This window comes from Spirosoma lacussanchae (genome assembly GCF_005870035.1).
GTDB classification, from domain to species: domain Bacteria; phylum Bacteroidota; class Bacteroidia; order Cytophagales; family Spirosomataceae; genus Spirosoma; species Spirosoma lacussanchae.
The window spans coordinates 574,515-587,087 of record NZ_SWJG01000001.1 but is presented as its reverse complement, the minus strand read 5'-3'; the positions used below and the strand labels follow the sequence as shown (position 1 = coordinate 587,087).

12 protein-coding genes are annotated in these 12,573 nt (G+C 55.3%); 9 read left to right on the top strand and 3 right to left on the bottom strand.

Annotation, left to right across the window (positions count from 1 at the left end):
• Window positions 1-13: 13 nt before the first annotated feature.
• From FBR45_RS02400 to pfkA, 6 genes are all read left to right on the top strand, one after another.
• On the top strand, window positions 14-1,588 hold the full coding sequence (locus tag FBR45_RS02400) for a lipopolysaccharide biosynthesis protein (RefSeq protein ID WP_317128593.1): 1,575 nt from the start codon (window positions 14-16) through the stop codon (window positions 1,586-1,588).
• Window positions 1,589-1,654: 66 nt separating this feature from the next.
• Window positions 1,655-2,497 carry a class I SAM-dependent methyltransferase gene (locus FBR45_RS02395; RefSeq protein WP_138498986.1) on the top strand — a complete coding sequence of 281 codons (843 nt, stop codon included), beginning with the start codon at window positions 1,655-1,657 and terminating at the stop codon, window positions 2,495-2,497.
• 77 nt (window positions 2,498-2,574) lie between these two features.
• On the top strand, window positions 2,575-3,381 hold the full coding sequence (locus tag FBR45_RS02390; RefSeq protein WP_138498985.1) for an FkbM family methyltransferase: 807 nt from the start codon (window positions 2,575-2,577) through the stop codon (window positions 3,379-3,381).
• Window positions 3,378-4,646 carry a glycosyltransferase family 4 protein gene (locus FBR45_RS02385; RefSeq protein ID WP_138498984.1) on the top strand — a complete coding sequence of 423 codons (1,269 nt, stop codon included), beginning with the start codon at window positions 3,378-3,380 and terminating at the stop codon, window positions 4,644-4,646. Before FBR45_RS02390 ends, FBR45_RS02385 begins: the two co-directional genes overlap by 4 nt.
• Before the next feature lie 21 nt (window positions 4,647-4,667).
• Window positions 4,668-5,441 carry a glycosyltransferase family 2 protein gene (locus FBR45_RS02380; protein WP_138498983.1) on the top strand — a complete coding sequence of 258 codons (774 nt, stop codon included), beginning with the start codon at window positions 4,668-4,670 and terminating at the stop codon, window positions 5,439-5,441.
• Between the two features lie 195 nt (window positions 5,442-5,636).
• A complete protein-coding gene (gene pfkA, locus FBR45_RS02375) occupies window positions 5,637-6,611 on the top strand; it encodes a 6-phosphofructokinase (RefSeq protein ID WP_077920726.1) in 975 nt (324 codons plus the stop codon).
• A gap of 51 nt (window positions 6,612-6,662) precedes the next feature.
• Here pfkA and FBR45_RS02370 read toward each other — a convergent pair whose 3' ends face one another.
• Window positions 6,663-7,436, bottom strand: coding sequence for a YdcF family protein (locus FBR45_RS02370; protein ID WP_138498982.1), 774 nt, complete (start codon window positions 7,434-7,436; stop codon window positions 6,663-6,665).
• 101 nt (window positions 7,437-7,537) lie between these two features.
• Between FBR45_RS02370 and FBR45_RS02365 the strand changes: the two genes are divergently transcribed.
• Window positions 7,538-9,025 carry a thioredoxin-like domain-containing protein gene (locus FBR45_RS02365; RefSeq protein ID WP_138498981.1) on the top strand — a complete coding sequence of 496 codons (1,488 nt, stop codon included), beginning with the start codon at window positions 7,538-7,540 and terminating at the stop codon, window positions 9,023-9,025.
• Between the two features lie 140 nt (window positions 9,026-9,165).
• Here FBR45_RS02365 and FBR45_RS02360 read toward each other — a convergent pair whose 3' ends face one another.
• Both FBR45_RS02360 and FBR45_RS02355 read right to left on the bottom strand, forming a co-directional pair.
• Complete coding sequence (locus FBR45_RS02360) at window positions 9,166-10,077, bottom strand: DUF58 domain-containing protein (RefSeq protein ID WP_077920723.1); 912 nt, start codon at window positions 10,075-10,077, stop codon at window positions 9,166-9,168.
• Window positions 10,078-10,182: 105 nt separating this feature from the next.
• Entirely contained in the window at window positions 10,183-10,623 is a 441-nt protein-coding gene (locus tag FBR45_RS02355) for a septal ring lytic transglycosylase RlpA family protein (protein WP_138498978.1), read from the bottom strand.
• A gap of 271 nt (window positions 10,624-10,894) precedes the next feature.
• Between FBR45_RS02355 and FBR45_RS02350 the strand changes: the two genes are divergently transcribed.
• Both FBR45_RS02350 and ychF read left to right on the top strand, forming a co-directional pair.
• On the top strand, window positions 10,895-11,224 hold the full coding sequence (locus tag FBR45_RS02350) for a DUF3276 family protein (RefSeq protein ID WP_077920722.1): 330 nt from the start codon (window positions 10,895-10,897) through the stop codon (window positions 11,222-11,224).
• A gap of 195 nt (window positions 11,225-11,419) precedes the next feature.
• Complete coding sequence (gene ychF, locus FBR45_RS02345; protein WP_138498976.1) at window positions 11,420-12,520, top strand: redox-regulated ATPase YchF; 1,101 nt, start codon at window positions 11,420-11,422, stop codon at window positions 12,518-12,520.
• Window positions 12,521-12,573 lie beyond the last annotated feature (53 nt).

Genomic DNA, 12,573 nt, shown 5'->3' with positions numbered 1-12,573 from the left:
CTGGCAAACCTGATTGACGCCTGCACAACCGGCCGGGCCCCTGTTTCCCGATCCCCGATTCTTCGTCATTCGTTTACTCGTTCAGTACGTGGGTATCATTAAACGGCAAACCATACAGAGTTCGATCTATTCCTACGCGGGGGTAGGCGTGGGTTTTTTAACGCAGGGCGTCTTTTTTCCAAACCTGTTCTCCCCGGCGCAGATCGGCCTGATGGCGCTGCTCATCGCCATCGCTCAGGTGCTGGTTCAAGCCTCAAGTCTGGGCCTAAACAACGCCGGGGGCCGTTACTTTCCGTATTTCCGGAACATCGACCGGCAGCATAACGGCTACCTGATTATTAGCAGTCTGACCACACTGATCGGTTTTGGCCTCTGCACCCTCATTCTTTGGCTGGGTAAACCCTGGGTCATTGCTCACTACGGTTCCCAGTCGCCCCTGTTTGTCGAATATTATTATCTGCTCATTCCGCTGACCTTTTTTACAGCCTATTTTGCCGTCTTCGACAACTACGCCAAGCTGCTCTACGATCCCGTTACCGGTACGCTGCTCCAGCAGTTTGTACAGCGGGTGCTGGTGCTGGCAGCAGGCGGATTGTACTGGGCGGGCTGGCTCACCTTTGAGCAGTTTATGGGCGTCTGGCTGATGGCCTTTTTTATCCCGACTCTGTTGATGATAGCGAGCGTGGTCCGCGATGGCAACCTGTTCGTTAACCCGGGTTACGTAGCGGTCAGCCCGGAACTGCGCCGGAATCTCATCCGGTATGCCAGCCTGAGCCTGACCACGGCCCTGTCGACCCAGATCATCCTGACTATCGACAAGGGCATGATCAGCAACTCGCTGGGGCTCGACGCCACGGGGATCTACAGTACAGCCTCCTATTTTGCCGCCGTCATTGCCCTGCCCGCAACGGCGCTGTATAAAGTTGCCGCCACCCTCATCGCCGAATCCTGGAAAGTGAACGACCGCGCCAATATTCTGATGATCTACCGCAAAAGCTGCCTCAACCAGCTCATTGCCGGCTGTCTGGTCTTTATCGGCGTAGCGGTCAACCTGCCCAGCCTCTTTACCATACTGCCGGCAGGCTACGAAACGGGTTATTTCGTTATTTTGTGGCTGGGACTCAGCAAACTCATCGACATGGCAACGGGCGTCAACGGCCTTATTTTGTCTACGTCGCGTTTCTATGCGCTCGACTCGGTGCTTTTTATCGGTTTGATTATCATCACTATTCTGGCCAACAACTACCTGATTCCCCGCTATGGCATCGACGGAGCCGCGATGGGTGCCGTGCTGGCCACGTTTCTGTACAATTTTGTCCGGACGCTGCTCGTCTGGATCGCCTTCCGGATGCAGCCTTTTTCGTGGCGCAATGGAGCCGTCATTCTCGTTGCCGGGCTGGTCTGGCTCATCAGCGAGCAGGTGCCACATTATAGCGGATCAATCTGGCAGACCGGAACCGACGTACTGCTTCGGTCGGGTGCCGTTACTCTGCTTTTTGTGGGTCTTGTTGTTGTATTGAAACTCTCGCCCGATGCCAGCGAACTCCTGACGGGTGCCTGGCAGCGGGTGAAAAAGCTACGGTCCTGACAGCCCGTAGCGCCTGATCACGTTTGTGTTTACTAACCGCTCACCAGTAACGCTGTGAGTTCATTGATGCGAAAACTTCTTATTAAGGTATTTGGCCTCGACACCCTGTATAAAGTACGAAAGTCGCCCGTCGTTAATTTTTTGCCCCGGCTGAAAATGGCCAGCGGGGTCTATAACTACCGCTACGGCCAGATTCTGCGCTGGGGCCTTCAGTCGCGGGAAGATACCAACTTCACCTATGAGCTAAGCGACGACAATCTGCTGTATCTGGCTCATACCGTTGCTGTGGTGGCCGGCGTGTCGCCCAAACTGGTACAGCAGTACATCCGCGAAGCCCAGACCGACGAGGCCCTGCGCCAGCATATCCTCGAAAAAACCCGCACCTCATCGTACCGGCGTGTGGCCGATCTGCGGGTGGAGTTCGGTCGGCGGCTGGGCTGGTATGCGCTGGTCCGGCTCCGTAAGCCAGGGGTCGTAATCGAAACGGGCGTTGACAAAGGGTTGGGGGCGGTGCTGCTCTGCGCGGCCCTGCTGCGTAACCGCGAGGAAGGTAAACCCGGCCGCTACTACGGCACCGACATCGCCACCAAAGCCGGCTACCTGCTCGATGGCCCCTACCGCGAGGTAGGCGAAGTACTCTACGGCGACTCCATCACGAGCCTGCGCGCATTCAGTCAGCCTATCGATCTGTTTATCAACGACAGCGACCACTCGGCCACGTATGAAGAAGACGAGTATCGGGTCGTTCTGCCCAAGCTGGGGCCGGGCGGCCTGCTGCTCAGCGACAACGCCCACGAAACAAGTGCCCTGGCCCGCCTGTCGCTGGAGGTAGGGCGTAAATTTGTCTTTTTCAAAGAGATTCCGAAAGACCACTGGTACCCCGGTGCGGGTATTGGCTTTTCGTACTAAAGAAGGCGCTCTAAACGGGGGCAGGCCAGACAACAAACAACCTGCACTCGCTTCTGTCCTTCCTGTTCTTTCCGCTTATGTGGCTCTTCAAATACCTGTTTACGAACCTGTACCGGGCCCTGCAATCGGGCAACGGGCGCCGGCTGTTGTGGCTCTTTTTCCGGTACGCCGGCCAGCCCCGTCACCAGTTACGTGTTATTCCGTTTCTGCGTTACCGCTTTCAGGTGCCGGACCCGCTGTCGTTTGTCTGGCAGTTCAAGGAAATCTTTGCCGATGAGTCGTACCGCTTCCAGACCGATGTGGCCAAACCCGTCATTTACGACTGCGGAGCCAACATCGGCACCAGCCTGGCTTATTTTCGCCAAACCTATCCGCAAGCCCGCATTATAGCGTTTGAGGCCGATCCGGACATCGGGGCGGTGCTGGCGCGTAACCTGCAAACCAACGGCATCAACGACGTTGAGGTCATTAATAAAGCCGTTTGGATACATGAGCAGGGGCTCGATTTTGGCAGTGGCGAAGCCGATGGCGCGTCCATGTTTTCGGAGACAGACCGGCGGCTGGTTCCGTCGGTCCGGCTGCGGGACTACCTCCTGCGCGAAACCCGCATCGACATGCTCAAAATCGACATCGAAGGCGCCGAAACCGAGGTGCTGGTCGACTGTAGCGATGCGCTCGCGCACGTCAGAAACCTGTTCATCGAGTACCATGCCTACATCGGCCATCCGCAAACGCTGGGCCTCATCACGCGGCTGCTCGAGAACCAGGGCTTTCGGTATTACATCGACAGCAACCAGTCGCGGGTGCGGCCGCTGGTCAACCATCGCTACCGGGGCAACGACCTGATGGACCTGCAGCTCAACATTTTTGCCTATCGTCCATGAATGTTGTCATCCTCAGCACCTATCAGCATTTTGGCGGGGCGGCCGTAGCCACCAGTCGGCTCCATCGGGCGCTGCTCAACCAGGGCGTTCGGGCAACCCTGCTTATCGGTACGTCGAACCGGCAGGAGAAACACCAGCCCGCCCCGGAGGTTGCGTTTCTGGCCAACAATTTCCTGGCCGAACAAACCGCCTTTGGCCGGTTCGTGGCCGAACGGCTTTATTTTCTGCCGTTCGAGCGCGACCCCTCCGTCCGTTTTCAGTTTTCACCAGCGGTATTTGGCGCCGATCTTGATTTTCACCCGGCTATCCAGCAGGCCGATCTGCTGCATATTCACTGGAGTAACTTCGGCTTTTTATCCCTCAGCGGGCTGCGGTCGCTGTTCAGCCTCGGCAAACCCGTTGTCTGGACGCTGCACGACCAATGGGCCTTTACGGGAGGATGCCACTATACGGGAGGGTGCACCCGCTTCCTGACGCACTGCCACCATTGTCCGTACCTGAAAAAACCCGCCAGCAACGACCTGTCGGCCAGGCGGTTCGACCGTAAGCAATGGGCCTATGCCAACGCTCCGCTGCATGTGGTACACCCGAGCCGGTGGCTGGCCGAACAGGCCGAAGGCAGTGCGCTGCTGGGCAACTTCCCGCATCAGGTCATTCCTAATACGCTCGATCAGCAGGTCTTCGCGCCAACGACTTCCTCCCGGGCCGGAGGTCAGCCCCAGCGGCTGTTATTCGGCAGCGCCAACGTAACCGATACCCGCAAAGGATTCAGGTACTTTGCCGAAGCCCTGACTCTCCTGCACCAGCAACATCCCGAACTTACGCCCGAGATTCTGGTCTTCGGCAAAGGACGCTCGTACCTCTTCAACGAACTACCCTACCCGATCCGGCAACTGGGCCTCCTGACCAGCGAAGCCGATATCGTGGCTGCCTACAACGCAGCCGACGCCATGGTTGTCCCCTCGCTGGAAGACAATCTGCCCAATACAATCGTCGAAGCGCTGTCCTGCGGAACCCCCGTGGTCGGCTTCCGCACGGGCGGCATCCCCGAGATGATCGACCACCGGCAAAATGGCTACCTGGCCGCTACCGGATCGGCGCAGGAGCTGGCCGACGGGCTGGCGTTCGTGCTCACCCATCCGGACCCGGCCGCTCTCCGGAATCAGGCCCGCCAGTCGGCCGAGGCCCGGTTTTCGGAAAATGTCGTTGCCGGTCAACATATCGATCTGTATCAATCGCTACTGAGCGCACCAGCTAACCGATAGCGGAGAACGCCCCCTCTGATCATGCCGCCGACCGTCTCCATCATTACGATCACCTACAACGCCGACCAATTTCTGGAGCGTACGATCCGGAGCGTCATGGCCTACGCCACTCCTGAAGTTGACTATATCATCATTGACGGAGCCTCGACCGACCGCACGCTAGACATCATCCGGCAGTACGAAGCTCACGTAACGAGCTGGATTTCGGAGCCCGACCGGGGGCTGTACGATGCCATGAACAAAGGCCTTCATCGGGCGCAGGGTGAGTACGTCTGGTTCATGAACGCAGGTGACGAACTCCACGACCCCGATACCCTGCCCAGGCTGCTCAGTCTTATGCAGACAAACCCGGCGGATGTGTATTACAGCGACGCCCTGTTCGTTGAGGACACGGCAGACCAGCGAACCAGCGTACCTATTGGCCTACGCAGCGTGGTAACGCCACATACCCTGCCCGTTCCGTTGACCTGGCGCGATATGGCGCTGGGGATGAAAGTATGTCATCAGGCGTTTGTGGCCCGCCGGTCCATCGCGCCGGATTATATACTCGACAACCTCAGCGCCGACCTCGACTGGGAAATTCGTTGTCTGAAGGCAGCCCGGCGTATTGAGTTCGTTCCCTTTGTCCTGTGTCGTTACCTGGTTGGCGGTTTGTCAGTACAGCAGCACCGGCAGTCCCTGATCGACCGCTTCAGAGTGCTGGTTACGCATTTCGGCTGGAGAGCAACGCTGCTCAATCACGGCCGAATTGTCTGGCGGGCTCTGAATCGACGCCGTAAACGTCTGGGCAGCTAACAAAAGAAAATCAATAAAGTAGCCATGCAGCCTCGTTGCTCTATATTATTTGGCCGGTATGAATTTTGCGTGAAGCCGACGGGATTAATGACTAAAAAATACCTTTACATCGAGAATTGCAGATAAATTTGCGGGATTTGCTTCGCTAAAGCCTGGCCTTCTTGTCCTTTTCCTGTAAAAAAATAGATTTAACCAATGAAACGAATCGCTGTATTTACTTCGGGGGGCGACGCACCGGGGATGAACGCTTGCATCCGGGCCGTTGTCCGGGGAGCAGTTTACCACGGACTCGACGTATTTGGCATCCGCCGGGGGTACAACGGAATGATAAACGGTGACATTTTTCAGATGTCTTCCCACTCGGTCAGCAACATCGTACAGCGCGGAGGAACCATTCTGAAATCGGCCCGGAGTAAAGAGTTCATGACGCCCGAAGGCCGTAAAAAAGCCTACGACCAATTACAGAAATTCGGGATTGAAGGCCTGATCGCCATCGGCGGAAACGGTACGTTCACCGGCGCAACGCTCTTCTACGACGAATACGGCATTCCGACCGTGGGCGCGCCGGGTACCATTGACAATGATCTCTACGGCACCGACTATACCATAGGCTTCGACACCGCCGTTAACACGGCCCTCGAAGCGATCGACAAAATCCGCGATACGGCCGACTCGCACGACCGCATTTTCTTTATTGAAGTAATGGGCCGCGACTCGGGTTATATCGCCATTCAGTCGGGGATTGCGGGTGGGGCAGAGCTGGTCATGGTACCGGAGGTACTCACGCCCATTTCTGAAGTTGTCGAAACGCTCAAGGCTGGCTGGAGCCGCCAGAAATCCTCGTCGATCATTGTCGTAGCGGAGGGTGAAGAAGAAGGAAACGCCAACGAAATTGCCGAGAAGATCCGGCAGCAGGTACAGTCGGATATCGACATGCGCGTAACCACCCTGGGCCACATCCAGCGGGGCGGCATTCCAACGGCCTACGACCGGATTCTGGCCAGCCGTCTGGGCCTCGGAGCGCTCGAAGGACTCATGAACGGCGAGAAAAACGTGATGGCTGGTGTGGTCAATAACGAACTGGTCTATACGCCCTTCAAAGACACCATCCGACTGCCTAAGCCCATCAATGAGGATTTGCTGCGGATGGTAAAGATTCTCTCGGTCTAGACAGTCAGACGCCGGAACAGGCCCCGCGTCCCAGCGCGGGCCTGTTTCGGCTCAAATGTACCCGGCCAGGCGGTACGCCATATACCCCACCCCTTCTTTAACGAGGTAATATGCGTCCTGAAAAGCCTGCGCGTTGGGCAGCAGCCAGTCAGCCGGCACGAACGTGCGCTGATGGCTCATGAAGCTGCCCGGAAACGGCACCACCTCAACACCCGCTTTTCGAAAACAACCCACCGCCCGACGCATGTGCCAGGCCGAGGTGACCAGCACGCAACGGTTGGTACCAAACTGCTGCCGCAGTAGACGAGCTGTGAACAGGGCATTTTCGCGCGTATTCTTCGACTTGTTTTCGAGTATGAGATCTTCCCGGCGAACCCCCGCCGTTTCCAGGAAACGCGCCGTCATCTGACCTTCGTCACTTACGATCCCCGGCTGAAACGGAAGGTCGCCGTTGCCGCCACTAATCAGAATGGTATGGACTGCTCCCTGTTTGTACAGATACAGCGCCTGCCCGGCCCGATCGGCCTCTCGGTCGAGCAGAAACCGCCGGTCCGGTATGGGCGTCATCCCATCCATCATGCCGCCGGTCAGGACGACAGCAATGCGGGCTGTGGTATCAGTCGGAACGGCTACGGGGCCATATTCCCACCCGTGGGCAAACTCATTGATCAGGAAGGTATTGCCAAATAACCAGAAGACGGCCAGCGCCCCACCCACCAGCCGGCGCCGGTGGTTTTTGGTGAACAACGCCAGCACCAGCAGAGCCACCAGCCAGCCCGCCGGCGTGATAAAGTAGCTGAGAACTTTAGAAAAGAAATAAAACATAGACTACAGCCGGGATGGCAAGCGTTTTGTAGCTGACGTATTTACAAATCGAAACCTGTATTTTTGACATTTCACAGCCGCGAAGATACGTACCACCCCCTATGAACAACCGTCTTATACTAACCTCTATACTTATCGTAGTGCTGACAACGATCGGCTGGGCGCAGTCGCCGGCGCCGGCTGACGGCTTTGCGATCAAAGGTCGCATACAGGGCCTCAAAGACACGACCTGCGTGCTGGCTCATTACTTTGGCGCTACCCAGTACATTCCGAAAGATACGGCCCGGGTCGACGCAACCGGGTCGATGACGTTTTCCGGTACGAAGCGCCTGCCCGGTGGGTTGTATATCGTTGTGACACCCAAAAATCGCTACATCGAATTCCTGATCGACGAGGCAAACCAGAATTTTTCGTTCGAGACCGACACGGCCAATACCGTACGGGAGATGAAAATCACCGGCTCAAAAGAGAACACTCTCTTCTATACGTACCAGCAGCAGCTTGGCAAGATTTACGAGGAAGCTCAGGCGCTCAACGTTCAGAAAAAACTCCGCGACGACGCCGTATCAGCCGCAGTCACCAACAAACAACTGGCCGACCTGCAGAAGCAGGCCCAGACCTACCGCGAGCAGTTTCTCAAAGACAACGCCGGTACGTTTGCCGTCAAACTTCTGAAAGCCACCGCCGAACCCGACATACCAGCCGCCCCCAAACTCGCCAACGGCCGCGCTGACTCAAACTGGGTCTTCAACTATTACAAAAGTCACTTCTGGGACGGATTCGACTTTGCCGACGAGCGGTTTGTTCGCACCCCTATCTTTCAACGCAAGCTTGACCGCTACCTGAAAGAACTGACCGTCCAGACGCCCGACTCACTCATCAAAGAGGCCGACTTCATCGTGAACAACGCCATAAAAGGGAAGTCGAAAGAAGTAAAGTCGTATGCCATCTGGTATATCACCAGCCAGTATGAACAACCCAAAATTATGGGCACCGACGGGCTCTATGTTCACATGTTCGAAAAGTATTACGCGACGGGCGTGATGCCGATTACCGACTCGACAACGATCCGGCAGATTGGCGAGCGGGTTAAGTCGCTGAAGCCTACGCTGGTTGGTAAAGTACTTTCGATACCTAACGTCAGCGACACGCTTCGCCGACCCATTGCCTTTGCCAACATCAGGTCGGAGTACACGGTCGTTTTCTTCTACGATCCGCAGTGCGGCCACTGCCGCGAGAGCGCTCCGAAACTGCAGCAGTTTGTCGATGCGAACAAAAGCAAAGGCGTTGAGGTAGTTGCGGTCGCGGTTGAGCAAAGCCCCGACGAGTGGAAGAAATTCATTCGGGAGTTCAAACTCCAGAAAGCCATCAACGCGTACGATTACAGCTTCCGTACCGACTATCGCCGTCAGTATGATGTCTGGACCACGCCCACGATTTACGTGCTCGATAAAGACAAAAAGATCATTGCGCGCAAGTTGCCCATGGAGCAGCTGGAAGACTTTATCGGTTTCCACAGACGCCAGCAGGCAACCGCCAAAAAGCCGGCTGCGGCCCCAGCCAACGCCAAGGCCAGCGTGAAAAAATAAGCCAGTTCCCGGCATTCGATGCCCGGTCAGACGAATAAAGCCAAAGGCCAGCGCGACTAGGTACGCTGGCCTTTGGCTTTATTCGTCTGACCGGATTCGTAGTAGTTTCCTGGCCCGTTGGCAATAACCGTTCTGGGGGACTACCTCATTTTTGTCCGCTTTACCAGGTAGGCAGTCAGAATCTGCTCGAACCCCTGGGCTATATCGGCTTCGATGAAGTCGATCTTGTACTGACCGCAACGGAGTTTTAGCTCCTGAAAGTAGTTTTTAACGGCCTGCTGGTACGTATCGCGCACCTGGCCGGGCTGTACCTTCACTTTCTCGCCCGTTTCCAGATCGATAAACTCATAAGGCCGCTCATCGAAGGCAAAGTCTTCTTCGGTTTTTTTGTCCGTAACGTGAAACAGAAGCACCTCGTGCAGATTATGGCGCAGGTGTTGCAGCGCCGAAAACAAGGCATCTGATTTCTCCGAGTTATCGAACATATCGCTGAAAATCACCACCAGCGACCGCTTGTTAATTTTTTCGGCTACTTCATGAATCACCTCCGCAGCCGATGTCCGGCGCAGGGGCTTGGGCTGAAGCATGAGCTGGTCCAGCTGGGTAAAGATCTTGTGTACGTGCGAGGGTGTCGACTTGGTAGGCGTCTGCAGGTCGATCTGATCGGCAAAGGCCGTCAGGCTCACCGCATCTTTCTGACGCTGGAGCATATAGGCCAGACAGGCCGCAGCCATTACGCTAAAGGTTATTTTGCCGTAGTTGCTCTCGGGGTAATACATGGACGAGGACGTATCGACGAGCAGGTGGCAGCGGAGGTTTGTTTCTTCTTCGTAGCGTTTAACGAATAGTTTCTCCGTTTTGCCGTATACTTTCCAGTCGATATGCCGCGTGGTTTCGCCGGTGTTGTAGAGCCGGTGTTCGGCAAACTCAACTGAGAAGCCATGAAAAGGTGATTTATGCAGGCCTGTAATAAACCCTTCGACCAGCTGGCGGGCCAGGAATTCGACATTGCCGAACGAACGTACCTGCCCCAGGTTAAGTGGTTGTTTCATAGGGGTAAGGTACACAAAAAACGAACCCGCCCGACACCCCCGTCAGGAATTGCACAGCGGGGTATCGGGCGGGAACAGGACCGGATTAATACATCCGGGCGGTTGTTAAAGAACCGGCTCCAGCAAGGGCTGGAAAGCAACGGGTGCACTGAACGCTGAGGGAGCGGGTGCGAAAGCAACGGACTGGCTTTTGCCAATAACCCGGAGCGAAACATTGGCAACGCCCTTCGAGATCATGCCTAAAGCACGGGCGGCTGCGTGGGTCAGGTCAATGACACGGCCTTTGGCAAAAGGACCACGATCATTGATTCGTACAATTACGGTACGCTGGTTGTCAAGGTTAGTAACTTCAACCAGGGTGTTCAGTGGGAACGAACGATGGGCGCCTTCGAGGGCTTCGGCGCTGACGCGCTCACCGTAGGCCGTCTTTCGGCCGTTAAACTTTTTGGAATAAAAAGACGCTTTGCCTTTCTGTATGAGACTCGGTAGAGTCTCCGCCGGTTTTATGCTGCTAAAGAACAGCATAATGGACATGATTACACTCATACAGCTATTGGTTACGTGAATAATGCAATGGAGCGGCTGCATTCGTTGCAGGGGCCAAATCTCCATCCCCAAAAAGTGCAATTCCTATTTTACAAAGATACATCATATATGCCTAAAAGACAAGGCTTTACCGAAAAATCTGTGGAATGGTCTCCACAACCTGGCCCGAATGTGAGGGTTTTTCGCCCCAAAATATTGTTGTTCAATTCTTTTTGTTCTCATACGAATGAACGTACTTTAGCGTTTACGAACGCACTAAACCTAACGCATTGTGGACGAAAGAGAACGGGAAAAGATTTACTCCAAACGGGTTCGGGCGGGCAAACGAACGTATTTCTTCGATGTAAAAACCACCCGCGCGAACGACTATTACCTGACCATAACTGAAAGCCGCCGACAGCCGCAGGGCGAAGGATTCACCTACGAAAAACACAAAATGTTTCTTTATAAAGAAGACTTCGACAAGTTTATCGAAGCCCTTCAGGAAACCGTAGATCACGTTAAAACGGAGCTCATGCCCGATGTCGACTTTTCGCAGTTTGCCCAGCGCGAACGCGACGAATCGGACGACTACGCCAGCAGCGAACTCAAGTGGGAATAACTGAACACCAGCTGCATGATCTGACTCTACTCACTCGTTTTCAAAATCCTATTCAGCCCTTGGCCCATGCCGAAGGCTTTTTTTGTTGTAATTTTGTCTAAACTATTTAGCGATAGAGCGAATGGGAAGATGGGCCAGCTAAACCTGTAGCTACGGCTCCCGCCCCCTCTCAATCGCTCCATCACGCATTCTCTTATGGGCTTACAATGTGGAATTGTGGGGTTACCGAACGTCGGCAAATCAACCCTGTTTAATGCAATATCGAGCGGCAAGGCCGAAGCCGCCAATTACCCGTTCTGTACGATAGAACCCAACGTTGGTGTAGTCACCGTACCCGACGAACGGCTCGACACCCTCGAAAGTCTGGTGAAGCCGCAACGCGTTGTTCCAACCATTATCGAGTTTGTCGACATTGCCGGCCTGGTCAAAGGAGCCAGTCAGGGCGCGGGTCTGGGAAATAAGTTTCTGGCTAATATCCGCGAGGTGGATGCCATCGTTCACGTGATCCGCTGCTTCGAAGACGATAATATCGTTCACGTAGAAGGTAAAGTGAACCCCATTGCCGACAAGGAAATTATCGACGCCGAACTACAGCTGAAAGACCTCGAATCGGTCGACAAGAAAATTCAGCGGATCGACAAGGCAGCCCGCGTGGGTGATGCCAAAGCCAAAGTCGAGCTCGAAATACTGAAACAGTTTAAAGCAGCCCTGGAAGCCGGTCGTAGCGCCCGCACTGTACAGGTGTCGCCCGAAGAGCGCGAAACCGCCATCGGCGACATCTCGCTGCTGACGGTGAAACCGGTCATTTACGTGGCCAATGTGGACGAAGGCAGCCTGCCCAATGGCAATCAGTACTCCGACGCCCTGCGCGAAGCGGTAAAAGACGAAGGTGCCGAAGTCATTATTATCAGCGCCGGTATCGAGTCACAGATTGCGGAGATGGAAGACCCCGATGAGCGGGAGCTGTTTCTGGGCGAGTACGGCCTGACCGAGTCGGGGCTGAGCCAGCTGATCAAAGCATCGTACCGGCTGCTGGGACTGATTACCTACTTCACGGCCGGTGTGAAGGAAGTACGGGCCTGGACTATCCACCGGGGCTGGAAAGCTCCGCAGGCCGCCGGGGTCATCCACTCCGACTTTGAGCGCAAGTTCATCCGGGCGCAGGTCATGAAACTCCCCGACTTTGAGCAGTTCAAGACCGAAGCGGGTGTTCGCGAAGCTGGTAAGCTGTCCGTCGAAGGAAAAGAATACGTCGTGCAGGATGGTGACATCATGGAGTTCCTCCACAGTGCCTAGCCAAAGTATCCAAAAGGCCCGAACGATTGTCTAATCATTCGGGCCTTTTGATA

Coding starts and splice junctions, on each gene's coding strand:
- ychF (WP_138498976.1), top strand. CDS start 11,420: ATGGGCTTACAATGTGGAATTGTGGGGTTACCGAACGTCGGCAAATCA.
- FBR45_RS02395 (WP_138498986.1), top strand. CDS start 1,655: ATGCGAAAACTTCTTATTAAGGTATTTGGCCTCGACACCCTGTATAAA.
- pfkA (WP_077920726.1), top strand. CDS start 5,637: ATGAAACGAATCGCTGTATTTACTTCGGGGGGCGACGCACCGGGGATG.
- FBR45_RS02385 (WP_138498984.1), top strand. CDS start 3,378: ATGAATGTTGTCATCCTCAGCACCTATCAGCATTTTGGCGGGGCGGCC.
- FBR45_RS02390 (WP_138498985.1), top strand. CDS start 2,575: ATGTGGCTCTTCAAATACCTGTTTACGAACCTGTACCGGGCCCTGCAA.
- FBR45_RS02365 (WP_138498981.1), top strand. CDS start 7,538: ATGAACAACCGTCTTATACTAACCTCTATACTTATCGTAGTGCTGACA.
- FBR45_RS02370 (WP_138498982.1), bottom strand. CDS start 7,436: ATGTTTTATTTCTTTTCTAAAGTTCTCAGCTACTTTATCACGCCGGCG.
- FBR45_RS02360 (WP_077920723.1), bottom strand. CDS start 10,077: ATGAAACAACCACTTAACCTGGGGCAGGTACGTTCGTTCGGCAATGTC.
- FBR45_RS02380 (WP_138498983.1), top strand. CDS start 4,668: ATGCCGCCGACCGTCTCCATCATTACGATCACCTACAACGCCGACCAA.
- FBR45_RS02355 (WP_138498978.1), bottom strand. CDS start 10,623: ATGAGTGTAATCATGTCCATTATGCTGTTCTTTAGCAGCATAAAACCG.